The 21,340-nt window shown below is 66.3% G+C and carries 15 protein-coding genes and 1 tRNA gene; 11 read left to right on the forward strand and 5 right to left on the reverse strand.

Annotated features, from left to right (window positions below):
• Positions 1-129: 129 nt before the first annotated feature.
• Positions 130-1,485: a macrolide 2'-phosphotransferase gene (locus H9639_RS08545; RefSeq protein ID WP_191807660.1), complete on the reverse strand. Its 1,356-nt coding sequence runs from the start codon at positions 1,483-1,485 to the stop codon at positions 130-132.
• 153 nt (positions 1,486-1,638) lie between these two features.
• Here H9639_RS08545 and nudC point away from each other — a divergent pair, with 153 nt between their 5' ends.
• Both nudC and H9639_RS08555 read left to right on the forward strand, forming a co-directional pair.
• The gene (nudC, locus tag H9639_RS08550) at positions 1,639-2,616 is read left to right on the forward strand and encodes an NAD(+) diphosphatase (RefSeq protein WP_191807661.1); all 978 of its coding nucleotides are present in this window, start codon (positions 1,639-1,641) and stop codon (positions 2,614-2,616) included.
• The gene (locus H9639_RS08555) at positions 2,613-4,736 is read left to right on the forward strand and encodes an ATP-dependent DNA helicase UvrD2 (RefSeq protein ID WP_191807662.1); all 2,124 of its coding nucleotides are present in this window, start codon (positions 2,613-2,615) and stop codon (positions 4,734-4,736) included. Before nudC ends, H9639_RS08555 begins: the two co-directional genes overlap by 4 nt.
• On the opposite strand, the gene H9639_RS08560 is transcribed toward H9639_RS08555, so the two are convergent.
• The gene (locus H9639_RS08560) at positions 4,733-5,800 is read right to left on the reverse strand and encodes a ThiF family adenylyltransferase (protein ID WP_191807663.1); all 1,068 of its coding nucleotides are present in this window, start codon (positions 5,798-5,800) and stop codon (positions 4,733-4,735) included. The two genes, H9639_RS08555 and H9639_RS08560, sit on opposite strands and share 4 nt — an antisense overlap.
• Before the next feature lie 123 nt (positions 5,801-5,923).
• Here H9639_RS08560 and H9639_RS08565 point away from each other — a divergent pair, with 123 nt between their 5' ends.
• Positions 5,924-6,496, forward strand: a complete 573-nt coding sequence (locus tag H9639_RS08565) for a M48 metallopeptidase family protein (protein WP_191807664.1) — start codon at positions 5,924-5,926, stop codon at positions 6,494-6,496.
• A 78-nt stretch (positions 6,497-6,574) separates the two neighbouring features.
• On the opposite strand, the gene H9639_RS08570 is transcribed toward H9639_RS08565, so the two are convergent.
• Positions 6,575-8,044 (reverse strand): zinc-dependent metalloprotease, encoded by a 1,470-nt coding sequence (locus tag H9639_RS08570; protein WP_191807665.1) that lies wholly within the window; start codon positions 8,042-8,044, stop codon positions 6,575-6,577.
• Positions 8,045-8,306: 262 nt separating this feature from the next.
• Between H9639_RS08570 and H9639_RS08575 the strand changes: the two genes are divergently transcribed.
• From H9639_RS08575 to H9639_RS08590, 4 genes are all read left to right on the forward strand, one after another.
• Positions 8,307-9,461, forward strand: a complete 1,155-nt coding sequence (locus tag H9639_RS08575; RefSeq protein ID WP_225219366.1) for a YlbL family protein — start codon at positions 8,307-8,309, stop codon at positions 9,459-9,461.
• Positions 9,462-9,688: 227 nt separating this feature from the next.
• Positions 9,689-12,661 carry a UPF0182 family membrane protein gene (locus tag H9639_RS08580; RefSeq protein ID WP_404799741.1) on the forward strand — a complete coding sequence of 991 codons (2,973 nt, stop codon included), beginning with the start codon at positions 9,689-9,691 and terminating at the stop codon, positions 12,659-12,661.
• A 45-nt stretch (positions 12,662-12,706) separates the two neighbouring features.
• A tRNA-Met gene (locus tag H9639_RS08585) sits at positions 12,707-12,783 on the forward strand.
• A 147-nt stretch (positions 12,784-12,930) separates the two neighbouring features.
• Positions 12,931-13,494 (forward strand): DUF6328 family protein, encoded by a 564-nt coding sequence (locus H9639_RS08590; RefSeq protein WP_225219367.1) that lies wholly within the window; start codon positions 12,931-12,933, stop codon positions 13,492-13,494.
• A gap of 69 nt (positions 13,495-13,563) precedes the next feature.
• Here H9639_RS08590 and H9639_RS08595 read toward each other — a convergent pair whose 3' ends face one another.
• Both H9639_RS08595 and H9639_RS08600 read right to left on the reverse strand, forming a co-directional pair.
• Positions 13,564-14,316 (reverse strand): PspA/IM30 family protein, encoded by a 753-nt coding sequence (locus tag H9639_RS08595; RefSeq protein WP_191807666.1) that lies wholly within the window; start codon positions 14,314-14,316, stop codon positions 13,564-13,566.
• A 104-nt stretch (positions 14,317-14,420) separates the two neighbouring features.
• Positions 14,421-16,460, reverse strand: coding sequence for a TPM domain-containing protein (locus H9639_RS08600; RefSeq protein WP_191807667.1), 2,040 nt, complete (start codon positions 16,458-16,460; stop codon positions 14,421-14,423).
• 825 nt (positions 16,461-17,285) lie between these two features.
• Between H9639_RS08600 and H9639_RS08605 the strand changes: the two genes are divergently transcribed.
• The 4 genes from H9639_RS08605 (at position 17,286) to H9639_RS08620 (ending at position 21,339) form a co-directional block, all read left to right on the forward strand.
• The gene (locus H9639_RS08605) at positions 17,286-18,446 is read left to right on the forward strand and encodes a S1C family serine protease (RefSeq protein WP_318242046.1); all 1,161 of its coding nucleotides are present in this window, start codon (positions 17,286-17,288) and stop codon (positions 18,444-18,446) included.
• 302 nt (positions 18,447-18,748) lie between these two features.
• Entirely contained in the window at positions 18,749-19,588 is an 840-nt protein-coding gene (locus H9639_RS08610) for an electron transfer flavoprotein subunit beta/FixA family protein (RefSeq protein WP_191807669.1), read from the forward strand.
• 48 nt (positions 19,589-19,636) lie between these two features.
• The gene (locus H9639_RS08615; RefSeq protein ID WP_191807670.1) at positions 19,637-20,590 is read left to right on the forward strand and encodes an electron transfer flavoprotein subunit alpha/FixB family protein; all 954 of its coding nucleotides are present in this window, start codon (positions 19,637-19,639) and stop codon (positions 20,588-20,590) included.
• Positions 20,587-21,339, forward strand: a complete 753-nt coding sequence (locus H9639_RS08620; RefSeq protein WP_191807671.1) for a PIG-L deacetylase family protein — start codon at positions 20,587-20,589, stop codon at positions 21,337-21,339. The genes H9639_RS08615 and H9639_RS08620 overlap by 4 nt, the downstream gene beginning before the upstream one ends.
• The last annotated feature ends 1 nt before the right edge of the window (position 21,340 follow it).

Here is a 21,340-nt window from a genome sequence, read left to right on the forward strand (position 1 = left end):
GACTAACTAACCATGGAACCCGAACAGCGGTCAAGGGTTGCTGCCAAAAAATTGAACAACAAAAAAGCCCGCCTGAGATCAGGCGGGCTTTTCCGGGTACCGCTCCGGCAGCGGAACAGGAGTGTGACGTCAGGAGGTTTTTGAATCCTTGCCAGCCGGGGACCCAGCCTTGCCCGCTGGGGATTCGGCCGGAAGCAGCGGAATCGCTGTGGTGGCAGGTCCGGCGCCGGAGGAAGCTCCCATGTCCGCCTCCGCGGTGCTTGCTTCTGACTCAGCCACGGCCTGCTGATGCGCACCCTCTGCTGGGTCTGCCGCAGGTTCGGGTGGGGGGAGAGGTATCGCCGTGACCTTCTCGGCCTCGGCGGAGGTGTTCCTGCCAGGGGGCAGAACAGCGGCGGGGACAGGTGTGGCGGCCGGCTTGGCGGCCGGAGCGGCCGGAGCTGATGCCTGCGGACGCGGTTCGGCCTGCGGACGCGGTTCGGTCTGCCGGGGCGGTGCCGGGTGCGCGGACGGATCAGAGTGCACCGCCGGGCTGTCGGCAGGGGTTTCCGCCGCCGCTTCGACCGCGGCTTCCTGGGCCAGGATGTCCGCTTCCAAAGTTGCGAGCATTTCTTCGGCTTCCTCGACCATGGACTGGTTCTCGGCTGCGAGTCCGCGGACCAGCCACTGGGCCAGGGCGAACTCCGCAGACAAGGCGGCTCGCCTGATCAGGTGGGGGTCAACGGCATCAGGCCGGGCGGCAACGTAGGCGGCGTGGACTGTGTCCGTAAATCGGGAGTTGTTCGCGGCGATGAGCCAGGCGAAATCGTCCGCGGGGTCACCAATGCGCAGGTCGGTCCAGCCATTGACTGCACTGATCCGCCCGGCGGAAATCAGCAGGTTGTCCTCATGCAGGTCTCCGTGCACCACCGTGGGGCTGAACCGCCACAGACCAACATCCTCGAGGGCGTGTTCCCAGCGCCGCAGCAGCGTGGCGGGGATTTTGCCGGTGGTGGCCGCCTGGTCGAGCTCGTTCAGCTTGCGCTGGCGGAACTCATTGGCCGTGTAGCTCGGCAGATCCGCGTTGTGGACGAGCGACTGGGGCAGGGCATGAATAGCGGCCATGGTGCGTCCGATGTCCGCGGCCAAGTCGCTGCCAAGCGCGGCCAGATCATCAATGTCATGCGTGACACCGGGCAGGTGGGAGTACACAAACGTGCACAGCTCGCCCTGGCGGACGGTTCCGGCGACATAGGGCAGCGCAAACGGGAGCTCGGCACGGACGGCAGGAACGAAAGCCCGCAGCACCAGCAGCTCGGTCTCCAGGCGCATGCTGGCTTCCACATGCTTGGGTGAGCGCACCCGCCACTGTTTTCCGGCGTCGTCAACAAGGAGAGCGGAGTCGAAATCCGCTACATCGTCCGGCGAACCGGCGACACCGGTAAGCGCCAGTGCCGGTACGGCGGCGCTGGCCAGGGCTGCCAATTCCATAGGAGTGCGTTTCACACCTTCAACCGTAGGGGCACATGTGGCGGGAGTAACCCTTAGACCCCGGCGAGTCGGGAAGAGCGTGAGGAAAACCTCAGCCGGGCGGATGCTCTATCCACCGCATGGCTTCCCACTTTCTGCTTGGGCTTGCTCAGTCAGTACGGTAGAGATATGACCACGCCGCCACGCACCGCAGAATCCCCACAACTTGGAGCGCTGCCGCTAGCCCGCGGCGCCATAGACCGGGGCAGCGAACGCAGGATCGCCGAGGATCTCTTCGAGGCCATCCTTGACCTGCCCTCCACCCGCGTGATGTACATGACCGGCGGTAAAACCCTTATCAGGGACATCGGCGGCACGACCTCGGAACTGGTCCTGCTGCGGCCCGGGCCTGGCGGGTTCGGTACCGATCCGGTCTATCTGGGACGGACCCTTGAAGACGGCTCAGCCGGTGCGGGTGCCGACATTGTGATGGTCACCGTGCCGGAACCGGAAGCGGCACCTGCCGTGGACGGTGCCCGCTGGGCGGGCCTGCGTGAGGTTGCAACAACGCTCGGATCCCTTGATGCCGGATTGTTCGTTGAAGCCTGCGCAGTGGCGAACTGGCATGCCACCCATACCCACTGCCCGCGCTGCGGCGCTCCCACGGAATTGGAACAGGGCGGCTGGGTGCGCCGCTGCCCGAAGGATGGCAGCCAGCACTTTCCCCGCACCGATCCGGCCATCATCGTGGCCATCACGGACCCGCAGGACCGCATCCTGCTCGGCTCTGCGGCCGCCTGGCCGGGCAACCGGTACTCCACGCTTGCCGGATTCGTGGAGCCGGGGGAATCGCTGGAAGCCGCGGTCATCCGTGAGGTTGCGGAGGAATCCGGTGTGGTGGTGCGCAACCCGCAATACCTGGGCTCACAGCCCTGGCCGTTCCCCTGCTCCCTGATGCTTGGGTTCTGCGCCGAGGCAGACGGAACCGAACCGCAGGCCGACGGCGTCGAGATGTCCGATGTCCGCTGGTTCAGCCGCACGGAACTCGCTGAAGCGGTGGCAGCCGGGGAGCTGACCATCCCGTCCTCGATTTCCATCGCCCGCAACCTGATTGACCGCTGGTACGGGGAATCCGTGCCGGAGCCCGTTCCGGCAGGCGGCAAATGATCACCGACTCGCTCGAAGCACGTATTCTCGCAGGGCTCGACGACGAACAGCGCGAAGTCGCGACCACCCTCAAGGGGCCGTTGTGCGTCCTGGCGGGAGCCGGTACCGGCAAGACCCGGGCCATCACGCACCGGATGGCGTACGGCGTCCATTCCGGCCTGTACAAGCCGCAGCAGGTCCTCGCCGTCACTTTCACCGCCCGGGCGGCAGCTGAAATGCGCACCCGGCTGCGGGACCTCGGCGCGGGTGGTGTCCAGGCAAAGACGTTCCATGCGGCGGCGCTCAAGCAGCTGCAGTACTTCTGGCCGCAGACCGTGGGCGGGCCCCTGCCCGGGCTGCTGGACCACAAAGCCCAGCTGATCGCCGAAGCCGCGCGGCGGCTGCGGCTCTCCACCGACCGCGCCGCGATCCGCGATGTCGCAGCCGAGATCGAGTGGGCTAAAGTGTCCATGCTTACCCCGGACAGCTATGTACGAGCTGCCGCCGGACGGGACGCCCCGGCCGGGTTTGACCTCACCACCGTGAGCAGGATCTTCCAGTCCTACGAGGACGTGAAGGTGGACCGCAACGTCATCGATTTCGAGGACGTGCTGCTGATTATTGTGGGGATCCTGCAGGAGGACCCCCGGGTCGCCGCAGCGGTCCGTGACCAGTACCGGCACTTTGTGGTGGATGAGTACCAGGACGTGTCCCCGCTGCAGCAGCGCCTGCTGGACCTGTGGCTGGGGGAGCGGGACGAACTGTGCGTCGTGGGCGATGCCAGCCAGACCATCTATTCCTTCACAGGCGCCACCTCACGGCACCTGCTGGAATTCACCCACCGCTTCCCGGGGGCACAGGTTGTGAAGCTGGTGCGGGACTACCGTTCCACGCCCCAGGTGGTCAACCTGGCCAACCGCATCCTGGCTGCCCGCACGGCTGAAGGTGCACGCTCGCGGAACGCGCCGCCCTGGCCCGAGCCGCTGGAGTTGATAGCGCAGCGCAGCTCCGGTCCGGAACCAACCTTTACGGAGTGTTCCGATGACGAAGATGAGGCAGCCCAGGTTGCTGCGCGCATCGGGAAACTGGTGGAGGAGGGCGTCGAGCCCAGCCAAATCGCTGTCCTGTTCCGGACGAACGGACAGTCTCAGGCCTACGAACAGGCACTGGCCACCGCAGGAATCGGTTACCAGCTGCGCGGCGGGGAGCGCTTCTTCGCCCGGCGGGAAGTCCGCGACGCAATGCTGCAGCTGCGCGCGGCAGCCCGGTCCGTGGGGAACGAACCCGTGCCGCAGCTGGTGCGCGATATCCTGGCCAATCTGGGCTACACGGCTGAGGCGCCCTCCGGCGGAGGAGCGACCCGTGAACGCTGGGAATCCCTGGCCGCCCTGGTCGCGCTCGCGGACGAGCTGCACGCCAACCGCACGGTGGATCCGGAGAGCATTTTCACCCTTCAGGACTTCTCTGCCGAGCTGGAGGAACGCGCTGCCGCACAGCATGCCCCCAAAGTGCAGGGCGTGACCCTGGCCAGCCTGCACTCGGCCAAGGGCCTGGAGTGGGACGCCGTATTCCTGGTGGGCCTGAGCGAAGGCCTGATGCCGATCTCCTTCGCAGACACTCCCGAGGCGGTGGACGAGGAACGCCGGCTGCTTTACGTCGGCATTACCCGTGCCCGGGTGCATCTGGCTTTGTCCTGGTCCACTGCCCGGACCCCCGGGGGGCGGGCCAACCGCAAACCTTCGAGGTTCCTGGACGGCCTGCGCCCCACTACCGCACGGGATGCAGCCGCGCCGCGCCAGGTGCGGGCAACCCGTAAAAAGTCAGCGGGACCGGCAAAGTGCCGCGTGTGCGGGACGCTGCTCGGCACCGGGGCTGAACGCAAGATGGGCAGGTGCGCCGACTGCCCGGCCACGTACGACGAGGTCACGTTCGAGGCGCTGCGGGAGTGGCGCCGCGAGAGCGCCGCGGAGGCAGGAGTTCCAGCCTTCGTGATCTTCACCGACGCGACGCTGGTGGCCATCGCCGAGGACAAACCGCCGACCCTCAACCGGCTGGCAACCCTCCCCGGCGTGGGACCGTCCAAGCTGGAGCGTTACGGAGAAGCAGTCCTGGCTGTCCTTGCCGCCCACCCGGGAGCTTAGGCGGCGCTGCTAACGCCGGCGGCCTGAAGCTGGCAGCCGCACCCGGGATGGAACGTGAGTGGTTCCACGCCAATGTGTCCGTCGGCGGTGCGCAGCTGCAGTACGGCGGACCACGTGACGGGCTGGGCCACGCCATCGATGAAGGACAGGGCCTGGCCGGCGGCGATCCCGGCAGCCAGACCGGCCGCGGAGACTTCCTCGCCTCCAGGTCCGCGCGGGCTGCCCGGTTCCGGCTGCTCCGGAGCCAGTGCCGCTGCAGAGGCGTACCAGCCAGGGTCTGCGTCACCGCGGAACCGGTCCAGGCAGCCCAGGCATGCGGTGGCTCCCGGAACCACCAGTGGCCCGATCTGATAGCCGTACTGCTGTACGGTCACGGCCAGGTGGGGATGTTCGCGTTCGCCGCCGGCCAGGGAGAGCATCGGCCCGGGCTGGTCAGAAACGGTCACTGCCAGGTCGGAACCCGCGGCGGCACGGCCCGGTTCCGGACCTGGAACGGACAGGACTCGAATGGTCGGATCGATTCGGTACAGGTGGCGCCTGACCGCCTGGAACCGCTGCATGCCGATGTCGGTCAGCGCATAGGCGGGCCCGACGTCGGAGGGTGCGACGACGCGCGGGTCGCCCAAAAGCAGTGTGCCGATTCCGGCGGCGGCCAGGGTCCGTGCCAGGAGTGAACCGCAGCGGCCCAGGCCCTGTACTTCGACGGCGGCACCGGCGCGGCGGGCCACGGCGTCAGAGGCGTCCTGCCCATATACCGCGGAGAGCCGCTGGATGTCCGGTCCCAGCCGCTCCTGGCGCAGGGGAGGCAGCGGACTCTGGGTGCCGGTGCAGGGCAGCAGCACCGGTGCCAGAGCGGTCAGAAGCTGTGACTGCCGCTCGGCACCGAGGCCGGCCGCCGCTGCTGCCGCCGGTTCCGTGCCGTCCGGAACTCCGCCGCGCAGCTGCGCGAGGAATGCCAGGTCCGCGGGGGTGAGGCCGGCGAGCAGCAGCGCCCCGGTGCCCAGGCCGAACTGCCTGCGGTCAGTGCCTAAATCCAGAACGTAGATTCCCGGGTTGATCCGCATGCTGGGCCTCCTGAAGTCACCGGTCTGAGAACGTGGGAGCACCCATGCTGGCACGCGGCGAATTCGTTTCCCGGGTTATCCACAGGTTCACGAACCCCCCAGTCACCGGAATAAGCTGGAGACATGCCCTCCCCGTCTGTTCCCGCGGTCACCCGCGGCGGTCTGCCCATCGAAGTGCGCCGTTCGGCCCGGCGCAAGCGCACGGTGAACGCTGTTTTCCGTGACGGAGTGGCCGTGGTGTCGATTCCGGCACATTTCACCCGGGCACAGGAAGCGGATTGGGTTCAGCGCATGGTGGACCGGCTGGAGACCCGCGCAGCTGCCGCTCCGGCGCCGGATCCCGAGCGCGCCGAAACCGAGCTGCTCCGCCATGCGGCCGAGCTTTCGGACCAGTACCTAGGCGGCGCCGCGAAACCGGTGTCCGTGCGGTGGGTGAGCAACCAGAATTCGCGCTGGGGATCGGCCACGCCCGCCCGCGGCACCATTCGGCTTTCAGACAAGCTGATCGGTATGCCGCCCTGGGTCGTTGACTACGTTTTACTGCACGAACTTGCGCATCTCATTGAGGCCTCGCACAGCCCGCGGTTCTGGCGCCTCCTGGAGTCCTATCCGCAGACGGAAACAGCCAAGGCGTTCCTCTCCGGCGCCGCCTACGCCAGCGCGCGCGGCCTCAAGGGCGAGATGACCGAGGACTGACGTCCGCTGCGCAGGCCGCGGTCCGGGCACAGGCCCGGACCGTAACAGCCCCGGAAACCACCAGCGCCGGAGACCACCCTAGGAGGCGTTGCCGTCCTTGCCGCCGTCGGGATTGTCGGCGTCGGAATCGCCGTCCGGTGTTTCATCGGACGAGGTGTCGGCGGAGGGAGCGGCCTCAGGCGGGGTGCCCGCGGCCGCCTGAGCGGAGTTGTCCTTTTCGTCAAACCCTCCCTCGAGAAGCCGCCGCAGGGCGGCATCGACGTCGGAGTCTGAGGCATCGAGCAGTTCGCGGCGCTTGCTGAAGCCCAGCGGATCGTCGAGGTCCTTGGAGGTCGGCATCAGATCGGGGTGTTCCCAAATGGCATCCCGGCCCTCGATCCCGCGTTCCTCGCGCAGCTGTGCCCAGAGCGCGGCGGCGTCCCGCAGCCGGCGGGGCCGCAGCTCCAACCCGACCAGCGACGCGAAGGTGTGCTCGGCGGGGCCGCCACTGGCCCGGCGGCGCCGGATCATCTCGCGGAGCGCCGCAGCGGAGGGAAGATTGGAGGTGGCAGCAGCGGTGACCTCGTCCACCCACCCCTCGACCAGGGCCAGTGCAGTTTCCAGGCGCTCAAGGGCGGCGTCCTGTGCGGGGGTGCGGTCGGGCTGGAATACACCGCCCGCCAGCGCCTCCTGGAGGGACGCGGGGTTGCTCGGGTCAATGTCCCGTGCCACGTCTTCAATCTTGGAAATGTCAATGTGGATGCCCCTGGCATAACTCTCGATGCTGCCGAAGAGATGCCCGGCCAACCAGGGTGCGTGGGCGAAGAGCCTGGCGTGGGCAGCTTCCCGCACGGCCAGGTAGAGCCGGATTTCGGTCTCAGGAATATCCAGTCCTTCACCGAAGGAAGCGACGTTGGCCGGCAACAGTGCCATGGTTCCCTCGGCCAGCGGAAGGCCAACGTCGGTTGAGCTGACAACCTCCTTGGACAGCGCACCAATGGCCTGCCCGAGCTGGATCCCGAACATGGCCCCGCCCATGTTCGCAAGCATGGAGGAGGCACCACCCATCATGGACTTCATTTCCTCGGGCATCTGCGTGGAAATGGCGTTGGTCAGCGCTTCAGAGATGCTCACAGCCACCGGCTCGGTGAGGCGCCGCCAGGAATCCATCGTTGCTTCGACCCACTCGGCGCGGGACCAGGCCTTGCCCAGGGCGGCGGTGGAGGGAAAATCCGTGACCGGATCCAGCCACATCTGTGCCACGTGCAGGGCTTCGCCGACGTCGCGCGCCTGCTGGGCGCTGACCGAGGGATCCGTCCCGGTTGCGGCCATCCGGCGGGCGTTGTCCTTGGCGAGCTGCCAGTTGACCGGTCCGTCCGAAGGGGCGCTGAACATCGCCTGAACCTGCTGGAAGATCATGGCCATGGCATTGGGATCCGAGGGCAGTCCGGCAGCTTTGGCCAGTTCCTGGGGATCGATGCCTCCGGCCTGCCCGCCGAAAAGACGCGCGAGCATTTCGGACAACGGGTCCTGGGGCGTATCCCCGTGGTCGGAGGGGTTTGAGCTCATGGGTACCACCGGTCCTGTGGAAGTTCTGATGCCTGGACAGCCGGTGGATCACCGGGAGTCTGGGTTTCCACGTTACCGGCAGGCGCCGCGGCCTGTCCCGTATTCCGTGATTCGTTCGCTGTTGGCAAAGGAGCACGTGGGACAATGTCTCGGGTACACGTAAGGCCTGCAGGAACCAGACCGGCAGGGTCCGTGCCCCCGCTATGACAAAAACAGCAGCCGCTGCGCCGCGACGACGGCCGGTGCAGGAAAGGAAAGCCGATTGCGCTCCCCGAACGAAGACTTTCCTCCTGCCGGCGGCGGGGCCGGTGCGCCGCCCACGGGAAACGGGCCGGATGCGCGTCACCGTCCGATGCGTGAGCGGCGTTCCCCCAGGCGGCGGGCCCTGTTTGTTGCCGGCGGTACGGCGCTGGTGCTGGGGGCAGCGGGACTCCTTCTGCCTGCTCCCTACGTAGTGGAGTCACCCGGGCCTACGTTCAATACCATCGGGGAAACCGCTTCGAATCCGCTCATCAGCATTGAGGGCAGGGAAACCTACCCGACGACCGGCGAGCTGGACCTGACCACCGTCTACGTCTCCGGCGGCCCCAACGGCATGGTCAGCATGGCGGAGGTGCTGGCAGCCTGGCTGAGTCCCGAGGACGCGGTGCTGCCGGTCGACTTTGTCTACCCGCCGGGAACCACCAGCGGAGAGGTGAAAGAGGAGAACGCTGCGGCAATGGCCTCGTCGCAGGAATCTGCCGTAGCGGCAGCTTTGTCACAGCTGGAGATTCCCTTCACGGAGGAGCTGGCTGTCGCCGGCACCGTGGAGGGCGCGCCGGCTGACGGGTTGCTGGAACCGGGCGATGTCCTGCTGCGGGTGGACGGCAAACCCATCGAAGGCATGGATTCGCTGCGCCAGGCCCTGAACGATTCGGAGGGCAACCCCGCCGAAATCACCGTGCGCCGGAACGGCGGAGAACTGACTCTGGCGGTCACTCCCGAACTGTCGGACTCCGGCGCCTACCAGATGGGTGCGTACCTCAGCATCGATTTCACGTTCCCGTTCGAGGTCAGCATCGCACTGGAAAACGTGGGCGGGGCCTCGGCCGGAACGATGTTCGCCCTCGGAATCATCGACAAGCTCACCCCGGGGGAGCTGACGAACGGCCGGCACTTTGCCGGCACCGGCACCATCGATGCGTCCGGGAACGTCGGTGCTATCGGCGGCGTCGCGCAGAAGATGGTGGGAGCGAAGGACTCCGGAGCTGAATTCTTCCTGGCGCCGGAGGCCAACTGCGGGGAAGTGGCAGGCAATATTCCCGAAGGTTTGGTGGTGGTAAGCGTTGCCACCCTTGAGGAAGCGCTCACGGCCGTGGAGACCCTCGCCTCCGGGGGCAGCGCCGAAACTCTTGGCAGCTGCACGGACGGTGCCTAGAAAGGTTCAGGCCGGGCGCGAATTACGATCCTAATAAGGTTCAGTCCAGGTGCCGGTATAAGTGGCCGTTCGGCAGCCAAACAGGGCAGAATAGGGAACCACGGCAAGAAACACGCGGCCGTCGGACAGGGAGGTCACCGTTGCTTCGATTCGGAGGCACCGGAGCATCCCCACCCGCCGGGCTGCCGCAGGTGCCGTGAGCCGACGCCCCGAACGATGAGGAAACTGTGACTTCCGGACCAAATGGCCCATTCTCCCAACCCGGCTCCACCGCCACCAAACGGCGGCGCAGCCCGCTGATAGCAACCCTCATTGTGGTTGCCGTCCTGGTGATCGGGTTCGTGTATTTCTCCCAGGTTTACGCGGACGTGCTGTGGTACAACCAGCTCGGTTTCCTCGAAGTGTTCGTCAAGGAAAACCTCACCCGCCTCGGCCTGTTCGCCGGTGCATTCGTGGTGATGGCGGCCTGCGTATTCTTCAGCATCCGCGCCGCGTACACCTCCCGTCCGATCTATGCGCCGGACAGCTCCATGCAGGACAACCTGAACCGGTACCAGGCGCAGCTTGAGCCGGTCCGGAAACTGCTGATGATCGGCATCCCCGTGGTAGTCGGCGGATTCGCCGGAACCGCTGCGATGTCCATGTGGGAACAGACACTGCTCTTCTTCAACCGCCATGACTTCGGGCAGACTGACCCTGAATTCAACATGGACTACAGCTTCTACCTCAACACCCTGCCCTTCATCGGCTTCATTGTCGGATTCCTGATTTCCGTCGTCGTTATCAGCGGGATCGCAGGGCTGCTTACGCACTACCTCTACGGCGGTATCCGGCTCGAGGAAAAGGGCATCTTCGTCAGCCGTCCGGCCCGGATCCACATCGCTGTCATCGCCGCTTCCTTCCTGCTGCTGCAGGCAGCGAACTTCTGGCTGGACCGCTACAACACCCTCCAGAGCACCTCCGGGGCCTGGACCGGTGCGCTTTACACCGATGTCCACGCCGTGATCCCGACGAAGGCCATCCTGGCCGTGGCCTCCATCATCGTTGCCCTGCTGTTCATCGTTTCCGCCATCATCGGCCGCTGGCGCCTGCCCATCATCGGCACCGCCATGCTGGTCATCACGGCAATCGTCGCCGGCGGCGTCTACCCCTGGATCGTTCAGCGGTACCAGGTCATTCCGTCCGAGCAGACGCTCGAGCGCGAGTACATCCAGCGCAACATCGACCTGACCCGCGAAGCCTACGGGCTCGCTGATACTGAGGTCATCCCGTACGACGCCACGGTCGACGCGAACGCCGGTGCGCTGGCCGCAGACGCCGGAACCACCTCGAACATCCGCCTGCTGGATCCGAACGTCGTCTCTGATGCCTTCGGTCAGCTGCAGCAGTTCCGCCAGTACTACCAGTTCCCGGAAAACCTCAACGTCGACCGTTATGACGTGGAAGGCGATGTCCAGGACACCGTGATCGCGGTGCGCGAACTGAACATCGACGGTGTCCCGGCCGGCTGGGTGAACGAGCATGTCCTCTACACCCACGGTTACGGTGTGGTCGCCGCCCGCGGTTCCACGGTCCAGCCCGACGGCAAGCCGAGCTTTATGGAGTCAGGCATCCCCTCCAGCGGTGTCCTGGGGGACTACGAACCCCGGGTCTACTTCGGCGAATCTTCCCCGGACTACTCCGTGGTGGGTGCTCCCGAGGATGCCGATCCGGTGGAGATCGACCGGCCGCAGACCGGAAACTCGTCTGACGATTCACAGACCACCTTCCGCGGCGACGGCGGTCCGAGCGTTGGCAACATCTTCAACCAGCTGGTTTACGCCATCAAGTTCCAGTCCACGGAACTGCTGCTTTCCGACTTCGTCAACGAGGATTCCCAGATCCTGTACGACCGGGACCCGCGCGAACGTGTGGAGAAGGTTGCTCCTTACCTGACCGTCGATGGAAACGCCTACCCGGCAGTCGTTGACGGCCGCGTGAAGTGGATCGTGGACGGGTACACCACCAGCAGCAACTTCCCGTACTCGACACAGCAGGAACTTGCCTCGGCCACCACCGATTCGCTGACCGGCGGCGCTTCGGCTGCCCTCCCGGCGGACCGGGTCAACTACATCCGTAATGCCGTCAAGGCTACGGTGGATGCCTACGACGGGTCTGTCACCCTGTACGCCTGGGATGATGCGGATCCGCTGCTGCAGGCCTGGCAGGACGTCTTCCCGTCCACGCTCAAGCCGTACAGCGAAATGTCCGCTGACCTCATGGCACACGTGCGCTACCCGGAGGACCAGTTCAAGGTCCAGCGCGAACTGCTCGGCCGCTACCACGTCACCGACGCCCAGTCCTTCTACCAGAACGACGACGCCTGGTCCGTACCGTCCGACCCGACCCGGACGAACTCCGACGTCAAACAGCCGCCGTACTACCTGTCCCTGCAGATGCCGGGCCAGGAAAAGGCTGCCTTCTCACTGACGACGCCGTTCATTCCGTTCGTCGCGGCGAATGGGGAGGCGCGGAACGTGCTCTACGGCTTCCTCGCCGCCGACGCCGATGCCGGCACCGGCACTGCGGGAGAGAAGGCCGACAGCTACGGCACGCTGAGGCTGCTGGAACTGCCGACTGATACCGCCGTGCCCGGCCCCGGCCAGGCGCAAAACCGGTTCAACTCTGATCCGACGGTTTCCAACGCCTTGAACCTGCTTCGCCAGGGCGCCTCGGAAGTTATCAACGGCAACCTGCTCAGCCTGCCTGTAGGCGGCGGCATGCTCTATGTGCAGCCGGTCTACGTGCAGTCCTCGGGAGCCTCCTCCTATCCCACCCTCCAGCGCGTGCTGGTGAACTTCGGTGAAAAGGTCGGCTTTGCTCCGACACTGGATGAAGCGCTGAACCAGGTGTTCGGCGGCGATTCCGGCGCCGTCACCGGTGACCAGGAGAATGTCGGCAACACCCCGGACACGGGAATCGAAGTGCCGGGTGGAACCACGGCGCAGGCTGACCTGTCGACGGCGCTGGCTGATGCCGGAGCGGCCATCAAGGAAGGCCAGGATGCGCTGGCCAGCGGTGACTTCGCCGCCTACGGTGCGGCCCAGGACAAACTGAATGCGGCTATTCAGCGGGCCATCGCGGCGGAGGACAAGATCGCCGGCGGTGCGGCTGCCGGTGCAGCGCAGGAAGACGGCGCCGATGGGGGATCCGGTGAGTAGCTGATTTGCGGCTCCGCCCCGCGGCCGGTAGAGTTAATACCACGCCGCGGGGTGGAGCAGTTCGGTAGCTCGCTGGGCTCATAACCCAGAGGTCGCAAGTTCAAATCTTGCCCCCGCAACCACGCGAAGTCCCCGTCCGGAATCCGGACGGGGACTTTTTGTTTTCCCGGTGCGCAGGCCCGGGGGCGGACGCGGCAGGGCAGCGGCACCGGATTATTGAGGGGCAGGGCAGGGCAGCGCAGCGCGCCTGCAGCCACTAGACTCGCAGCATGAGTGCCCGCCGGAGCGGCACGCCGCGCCGCAGGCTCCGGGAGAGCCCGGAGGCAGACCCGGACCGCGGCGAAAGTGCACTGCAGAAGCTGGACCGCAACTGGACGGATCTGCTGCAGGAGCTGCGCGTTCTGCAGACCGGAATCCAAATTCTTACCGGTTTCCTCCTGACACTGCCCTTCCAGCAGCGCTTCACCACGCTCACGCCGCTCCAGACCTGGCTGTACCTGGCCTTGGTTGTCCTCTCCGTCCTGGTGACGGCGGTGCTGATGTCCACGGTCGTTATGCACCGTTCGTACTTTCAGCTCAGGATCAAACAGGACCTGGTCCGCAACAGCGACCTGCTGCTGCGCTGGACCCTCCTGCTGGTTGGCCTGATTCTCCTCGGAACCGTGGGGCTGGTTTTTGATCTCGTCCTCGGCGGCTGGGCCGCGGCCGTTTCGGCGGTCCTGGCTGCCGCGGTCCTCGCCGGGTTGTGGATCGTGCTGCCCTTGACCAGCCGCCGCCGTGCGCTGCGCCGCGGAGAGCAAGGTGATGCAGGGGACACCCGTGCACCGGGATAATGCGCCTAGAACAGCGGCAGGCCGGCTCCCGCGAAGGAAACCGGCCTGCTGCTGGTGTGGAACCGAAGACTAGTTTTGTTCGATCGCTGACTGGTTCGCAGCCTGGTTGGATGCGGAGGCCTTCAGCGCCGCGAGGCGGGCTTCGACCTCGGTCTGTTCGCCCAGGTCCTCAAGGCTCTCGAACTGAGCGTCCAGGCTGGAAGCCGCCAGCTCATTGGCGCCCCGGACCTTGGCTTCTTCACGGCGGATCTTCTCTTCGAAGCGGCCAACCTCGGAGGTCGGGTCCATCACGTCAATGCTCTTGATGGCGTCGTGCATCTGGTTCTGCGCGGCGGCATTGCGGGCCCGGGCAATCAGCTCATTTCGCTTGGACTGCAGCTGCTGGAGCTTGTCCTTCATCTGCGTCAGGCCGGTTTTGAGCCGCTCAACGATTTCTTCCTGCGAAGCGATGGTCGGCTCGGCGCCGCGTGCCTCGCTCTCGGCAGCCATCTGCCGCTGGATCGCAACCTTGGCGAGGTTGTCGAACTTCTCGGCGTCCACCGTGTTGCCGCCCGCGCGGAATTCGTCGGCCTTGCGGGACGCAGCGAGTGCCTTGTTGCCCCAGTTGCGGGCGTTTTCCAGGTCTTCGTTGTAGTCGTCCTGGAGCATCCGCAGGTTGCCGATGGTCTGCGCGACGGCGCTCTCTGCTTCGGCGATGTTGTTGCTGTAGTCGCGGACCATCTGGTCAAGCATCTTCTGGGGGTCTTCAGCCTGGTCCAGGAGGGCGTTGATGTTGGCCTTGGCCAGTGTGGCGATCCGTCCGAATATTGACTGCTTTACCATCTGTCTGCCTTTCAAATGCTGGGGTTGTGAGTTGCTGTGCTGTTTCCAGCCTGTCAAAAACCGTGGCCGCAGCCGAGGGCGCTGCCGCCGTCGCTGCTGCCGCCCTAGAAGTTGCCGCCGGAGGAACCGAAGCCGCCGCCTCCGCCGCCGAACCCGCCACCGCCGCCGCCCCAGCCGCCGAATCCGCCGCCGCCCCATCCGCCGCCTCCGCCGGAGCCTCCCCGCAGGATCGAGTCGATGAGAATGCCGCCCAGGATCGCGCCGCCCAGTCCGCTGCCGCCGCCGCGGCCGCCGCCATACATTCCGCCGCCTCCGCCCCAGCCGCCCATGCCGCCGAAACCGTCAACGTCCTGGCGGGCCATTTCCGAGGCCTGGGCAGCCAGCGCATTGGCCTGCTGGGCGTAGGCCAGGGCACTGACCGGGTCGGAGGACTGGACGGCAATGGCCTGCTGGAGGTTCCTTTCGGCCTCCGCCAGCCGGGTCCTGGCTTCACTGCCGACACCGCCGCGGCGGGCCCGGATGTAATCGGAGGTTCCGGCGATCTGCGCCTGAGCCGACATGATGGTGTGCTGCAGGGCGTCGCGGGCCCGGCGTTCCTGTTCCTGCCGGTCCCGCAGGCCCTCCAGGGCAGCGTCAAGCTGGGCGTTGGAGGACTCGAGCCGGCGGAGCAGGTCCACCGGGTCGTATTTGCCCTGCCGCGCGCTTTCAACGGCGTCCAGGGCCTGCTCGACGCCGGCGATCGGGCCGGCGAGGGAGCCCTGCGCTCCGCTCTGCGCAAAGGCCCGGGCCTGGGCCAGGTCCTGCCGGGCGTCGGCTACGGCGCGGTCAAGTTCTGATGCAGCGGTATCAAGTCCGGCACCGGTCCGGTCAATGGCGTCTATGAGGACGTTCGCCTGGTGGAGGCTTTCCTCGGCAGCGCGCACGGCCAGCACGGCTGCGGAGGTGTCCCCGCTGCTGAGCTTTTCGGCCGCGGTATCGGCCGCGTTGTCCACAAAGGCCAGGCGTTCGGTGGCCTGTTCAATGTTGTCCCGGACCTGCACCAGGGCTGATTCGCTGTACCGGGTTGTGAGTCCGTCCAGGGCGGCCTGGGCGGAATCCAGCCTGGCTGCGGCCGCACGGGCGGATTCCTGGGCCGAGGCGAGGGCGCTCGGCGCGTTCTTCTCCAGTTCCCGCAGGGCGTCGAAGTCTTCCTTATGCGCCTGCAGGGACTCATTGACGGCCTCACAGCGGCGGATGATGTCCTTGAGCCAGGTCCGCTGCTGCTCCTCGGTGTCCGGGATCTCGTCGTCGAGCTGCTGCTGCATTTTGAAGGATTCGCCCATGTGGGCTCGGGCTACCGCGAGGTCATCGGTGAACGTGGACACGGCATCGTCGCCGTACTGGGCAGCGGCGAACGCGAGTTCCTGCTCACTGGATTTGATGGCGTCGTCTGCTGCGATGAGCAGGCTGCCGGCCCGCTTGCGCAGCTCTTCGACGCTCATGGTGTCCAATGGATCCTTCGGGGCGGTGTCCCGGACGGTGATGGCGCCGCGCTTCCTGGAGCGGCTGCGGATCAGGCCGAACACGGCGAACGCTCCGACGAGCACCACACCGGCGACGATGAAGGCCGGCAGCAGGCTGCCGCCGCCTGAGGAGATCTTCCCGCTGCCGCCCCCCGCAATGTCTTCCAGCGACTTGGCAGCGTTGACGGCGGAAGCTGCCCATTCCTCGGAGCTGATGTTCTGCACCCCGACCAGCGGTTCGGTGGCGGCATCGAGCATCGCGTTGCGTTTTTCCTGGGTGAGCACGGACTGGTCTCCGGTGGAGACCTGGATTTTGCGGTCCTCGGTTGCAACGCTCAGCAGGGCTTCCTTGGCACCCATACCCTTGTCCGTCACTACGTCCTCCGCCCAGGCGCTGGCATCGGAGGGGTCCGTGAAGCTGTCCACGTACACGACGTACAGCGTGTACCCGGTACTGCGCTGGACGTCAGTGATGGCCTGCTGGACTTCGCCGGTGCTTCCGCCGAGGGAACCGTTGGTGTCCACCAGATACTGGCCGGGAGGAATGTTCACGGGCGGCTCGGCGTAGGCCGTGGACGGCGCCAGCACCGCCAGCACGCTCAGAGCCAGCACGGCGGTAAACCGCTTAGTCCTCAACCGCATAAAAAGATCCCTTGTGTGTTTGAACGTCTCTGTCATCGAACCGCGGCGTGCGGCTTTGCTGGCCTTGAGTCGAGCCGGTGGGCTCCCGGGCGGATATTGCATCGATTCTATGGGCGGCCCGTGCGCCCGTCCACCACGAAACCGTATCCCATGGAGCTGGACGCTGCCCCGGAGATCCTGCCGTTGACTAGGGGAGACGACGGCGGAGTGCGGAGCGGGTGCGCTCCCAACCGTTCGGGAAACTCCCAGCGACCATCCAGACTTCTCCAGTCTGCATCACAGACTCCCCTGTCATAGTGGATGGGTCGATACTTGTGGGTAAACCGAATTCTCGAAAGGACGGCCCATATGACTGAGCACTATGGGGGCAGTGAAGGACCACAGCGGCCCTTGCCTCCCCGTCCGCCGGTGCCGCCGTCTTCCAGCACCCCCGGAGGGGATACACCGGAACCGGCCGCAGGCGAAACGACCCGGCTCCCAGCCGGCGGCGGCGCTCACCCTGCGTCTGAAGGAACGGGTGGGCCTGCCCCGTGGTCCGCGCAGCACAGCGCGTCCAGCGCTCAGGGCCCGAACCAGCCCGGCCCGAACCAGTCCGGACAGAGTGCCTTCGGCGCGCCTGCTTCCGGGCCAGAGACTTCCGGAACCCCGTCTTCCGGACCCCGGAACCACGGACCCGGACCTGTACCGCCGCAGGAAGGTTATGGCAGCCCTTATCCGTCCACTGCCTACGGGAACGCGTACTACGGGGAAGGCCACGGCAGCACCGGAGCGGCGCCGTCCGCAACGGACCGCCGCCGTTACGGCACGGGGACGCTGGTGACCGCCATGCTGGTGGCCGGTCTCCTTGGCGGCGGCGTTGCCGTCGCAGCCGACGCGGCCCTGGACGGGGGCAACCCCGCTGCAGGCACCACCGGGCAGTCGCAGACCGTGGTGGTTAACGACCATGAGAGCGTCAACGCGGTAACAGCTGCGGCGGTGAAGGCATCTCCGAGCGTGGTGACTATTGAGGTCTCCGGCTCCGGAAGCTCCGGCAGCGGCTCAGGGATCATCCTGGACGACGAGGGACATATCCTGACCAACACGCACGTGGTCACGCTCGGCGGTACGGTTGCCAGCCCCTCCATCGAAGTGCAGACCGAGGACGGCCGGGTTCTGTCCGCAACCGTGGTCGGCACCGACCCGCTGTCCGACCTCGCCGTCATCAAGGTGGATGCCCCGGACCTGACTCCGGCATCGCTGGGAGACTCGGGGAACCTGAACGTCGGGGACACCGTCATCGCCATCGGCGCACCGCTGGGACTCGCCGGAACGGTCACCGACGGCATCGTCTCGACACTGAACCGGACCATCAGCGTCCAGTCCTCAGCGGCGCCGGAGTCTGACACTGACGCCGCGCCGGACGACGGCAACGGGTTCCGCTTCGCTCCGCCGGACGGTTCGTCGCAGAACCAGAGTTCGGCGTCGTCGTCGATCTACCTGAACGTCATCCAGACGGACGCTGCCATTAACCATGGCAACTCCGGCGGAGCGCTGGTGAACTCTGACGGCGAAGTCATTGGCGTGAACGTAGCGATTGCCTCAGCCTCCAGCACCAGCTCCGGCGAGGACAGCGGAAATATCGGCGTCGGCTTTGCAGTTCCGGCAAGTTATGCGAAACGCGTTGCTGAGGAGATCATCGACGATGGATCCGCCAGCCACGGATTCCTGGGTGTTTCGGTGACACCGGCCACCGGGTCGGGCTCATCCTCCTTCACCATCGGTGCCGCGATCGCTGATAACCCGGCGAGCGGGACACCGGCAGCCAAAGCCGGGCTGCAGAAGGGGGACATCGTGACGAAAGTCAATGACATCCCGATTACCGACGCGCAGTCACTGACCGCCGCCATCCGGATGCAGGCCGCCGGAAGCAAGGTCACCATCGACTACGTCCGCAACGGCCAGACCGAGAGCACGGAAACGACGCTGGGGGATTCAGCCAGCCAGTAACGGCTCCGTCCCCGGACCTTGGGAATCCGGCTCCGGCCCGTCCCGCCGCTTTGTACGAGCCTTGTGTACGATCGGCGCGGCGGGCCGGAGCCGTTCTCAGGCAGGTTATGTCCCAGCCACTGCTGTCCCGGCGGATGCCCGGCAGCTGCCCGGAGCCCGGCTTCTCCCGGCTGGCAGCACTGCCGGTACGGTTCCGCATTCGAGCCCGGCGCCGGCGTGTGATTAGCTTTAATCTGTCGCCGCCGATGAGCGGGGGAATGCCGGAATCCCACCGGCGGAATCGTCCTACAGGAAAGGCCGGAATGCAGGAGTCAGCCAACAGGCCGCTGAACATTGTCGTTTTGGTTAAACACGTCCCGGACACCCAGTTTGATCGTCAGCTGGCCGGCCCGGACCATACGCTTGACCGGTCGGAGAGCATCCTCTCCGAGCTGGACGAATACGCTCTCGAAGCCGCGCTGCAGCTGGCCGAGGCACGGGGCGGGGAGAAGGGCGGCAACACCGTCACCGCCGTTGCCATGGGCCCCGCCGCAGCGGTCAACGCGGTCAAGAAGTCCCTGCAGATCGGCGCCTACAAGGGGGTGCACCTCCTGGATGACGGCCTCGCCGGGTCCGACGCCGCCGGCACTTCGCTGGCACTGGCCGCCGTCGTGCGTCACCTGGCCAATACCCAGGGCCCTGTTGACCTGGTGCTCACCGGCATGGCCTCCACGGACGGCGAAACCTCACTGGTCCCGGCCCAGCTCGCGGAGCGGCTCTCCCTTGCCCAGCTGACGTTCGCGGCTGACCTGGAAACAGTGGACACCCCCTCCGGTCCGGTCCTGCGTGCCCGGAGAGACGGTGATTCCTACTCGGAGGTCATCGAAGCGCCGCTGCCTGCCGTGGTCTCGGTGACAGACCAGGCCAACGAGCCGCGCTACCCCAACTTCCGCGGGATCATGGCGGCGAAGAAGAAGCCGGTGGCTGTGCTTTCGCTCCAGGACATCGGTGTGGACCCCGCCGACGTCGGACTGGCCGGCGCCTGGACATCGGTGGCCGCTTCGGCCCCCCGCCCGGCCCGCGGCCAGGGCACCATCATCAGCGACAACGGCGACGCCGGCATCAAGCTCGTGGACTACCTCGCTTCGCAGAAACTCATCTAGCACCTCCCACCAGGCGCTTCAGCGCCCGCACCCCAAGGAGAGCGCCCCATGGGCTCCGTTTTGGTCTTCATCGACGTTCCGTCACTGCCGCTTCCCCGGGCAGCCCGCGAACTGCTGGGGCTTGCCGCTTCGCTCGGCGAGCCCGTGGTTGCGTCCCCGCAGCCGCTGTCCGAGGAAACAGCGGCGGAACTGGGCCGGCACGGTGTCGGCGCCCTGTACGAACCGGCCAAACCGCTGCCGGACGTGCTTGTTGCCGCCAAAGCGGCCTTCCTCGCGGAAGCTGTCAGGGCCGCCGGTCCGGCCGCCGTGCTGCTGGGCAACGGCTTTGAGGACCGTGAGGTTGCAGCCCGGGTAGGCATCAAGCTGGGCTCCGGAGTCATCACCGACGCAGTCGCGGTGGCGCCTGACCTTTCCGTCACCAAATCAGTGCTTGCGGGCTCCTTCACGTCCACCTGCCGCGTCGAGACCGGCGTTCCGATCATCACCGTGAAGGCCAACTCTGTTGAACCGGTGGAACCGGCTGAGGCAGGCAGCGGGACCGTTCCTGAGCGGAGCCTGGTTACGGTACCGGAAATCGGGCCGGCTGCGGTTGTGACCGAACGCTCCGAGAAGCGCGTGAGCGGCCGTCCGGAGCTGTCCGAAGCGCGTGTCATTGTTGCGGGCGGCCGGGGGGTGGACGGCGATTTTGGGCCGCTGGAAGAACTGGCCGACCTGCTTGGCGGGGCCGTGGGAGCCTCCCGGGCCGCCACGGATGCCGGGTGGATTGAGCATTCCGCACAGGTTGGCCAGACCGGTAAGACAGTTTCGCCGCAGCTCTACATCTCCGCGGGTATTTCCGGAGCGATTCAGCAGAAAGCCGGAATGCAGACCGCAAAGGTGATCGTGGCGGTGAACAAGGATTCCGACGCACCGGTCTTCGAAATCGCCGACTTCGGAGTGGTCGGAGATCTGTTCTCCGTGCTGCCGCAGGCAGCCGAGGAAATCCGGCGGCGCCGCGCGTGAGCAGGTTTCCGGCGGACACACCGGTAAGGCGGGTTCTGGCCTTTGCGGCCCACCCGGATGACATCGACTTCGGGGCCGCCGGAACCCTGGCGAAATGGGCTGATCAGGGCGCTGAGGTGTCCTACTGCGTTATGACCGACGGCGATGCGGGCGGATTTGAGCCCGGGGACCGCGCCGGGGTGAGCACGTTGCGCAGCGGCGAGCAGCGGGCTGCTGCGGACATTGTCGGGGCAGCCCAGGTTCATTTCCTGGGCGAACGGGACGGATTTCTGGCTGTGAACCATGAGGTGATTGGGCGTGTTGTTGAGCTGATCCGCCGGGTGCGTCCCGACGTCGTGCTGTCCATGCATCCGGAACGGAACTGGGACAGAATCCAGGCCAGCCACCCGGACCACCTCGCCTGCGGTGAAATCGTCACCCGGGCCGTGTATCCGGCCGCAGAGAATCCGTTCGCCTATCCTGAGCTCGAATCCGCCGGACTGCAGGCGTACAAGGTTCCCTGGCTCTGGTTCTACGGGGCTCCCCGGGAACGGGAAAACCATGCCGTGGACATTACCGCGGAACTGGACCGGAAACTCGCCGCCATCCGGGTGCACGCCAGCCAGCACCCGGATATTGACGGTATGGACGCTTCTGTCCGCAGTTTCCTGCGCGAAAACGCCCAGCGGCACGGCTTGTCCGCCGGGAGCAGCGCCGAGGTCTTCCACGTGGTGGGCGTCAACACGCCCGTCACCATCGCAGGCTTCTAGG

Source organism: Arthrobacter gallicola, assembly GCF_014836775.1.
In the GTDB taxonomy this organism is placed as follows: domain Bacteria; phylum Actinomycetota; class Actinomycetes; order Actinomycetales; family Micrococcaceae; genus Arthrobacter_B; species Arthrobacter_B gallicola.

Excerpts from the sequence above, each read along its gene's own strand:
- nudC (WP_191807661.1), top strand. The coding sequence starts at position 1,639 with ATGACCACGCCGCCACGCACCGCAGAATCCCCACAACTTGGAGCGCTG.
- H9639_RS08555 (WP_191807662.1), top strand. The coding sequence starts at position 2,613 with ATGATCACCGACTCGCTCGAAGCACGTATTCTCGCAGGGCTCGACGAC.
- H9639_RS08560 (WP_191807663.1), bottom strand. The coding sequence starts at position 5,800 with ATGCGGATCAACCCGGGAATCTACGTTCTGGATTTAGGCACTGACCGC.
- H9639_RS08565 (WP_191807664.1), top strand. The coding sequence starts at position 5,924 with ATGCCCTCCCCGTCTGTTCCCGCGGTCACCCGCGGCGGTCTGCCCATC.
- H9639_RS08570 (WP_191807665.1), bottom strand. The coding sequence starts at position 8,044 with ATGAGCTCAAACCCCTCCGACCACGGGGATACGCCCCAGGACCCGTTG.
- H9639_RS08590 (WP_225219367.1), top strand. The coding sequence starts at position 12,931 with ATGAGTGCCCGCCGGAGCGGCACGCCGCGCCGCAGGCTCCGGGAGAGC.
- H9639_RS08595 (WP_191807666.1), bottom strand. The coding sequence starts at position 14,316 with ATGGTAAAGCAGTCAATATTCGGACGGATCGCCACACTGGCCAAGGCC.
- H9639_RS08600 (WP_191807667.1), bottom strand. The coding sequence starts at position 16,460 with ATGCGGTTGAGGACTAAGCGGTTTACCGCCGTGCTGGCTCTGAGCGTG.
- H9639_RS08605 (WP_318242046.1), top strand. The coding sequence starts at position 17,286 with ATGCTGGTGGCCGGTCTCCTTGGCGGCGGCGTTGCCGTCGCAGCCGAC.
- H9639_RS08610 (WP_191807669.1), top strand. The coding sequence starts at position 18,749 with ATGCAGGAGTCAGCCAACAGGCCGCTGAACATTGTCGTTTTGGTTAAA.
- H9639_RS08615 (WP_191807670.1), top strand. The coding sequence starts at position 19,637 with ATGGGCTCCGTTTTGGTCTTCATCGACGTTCCGTCACTGCCGCTTCCC.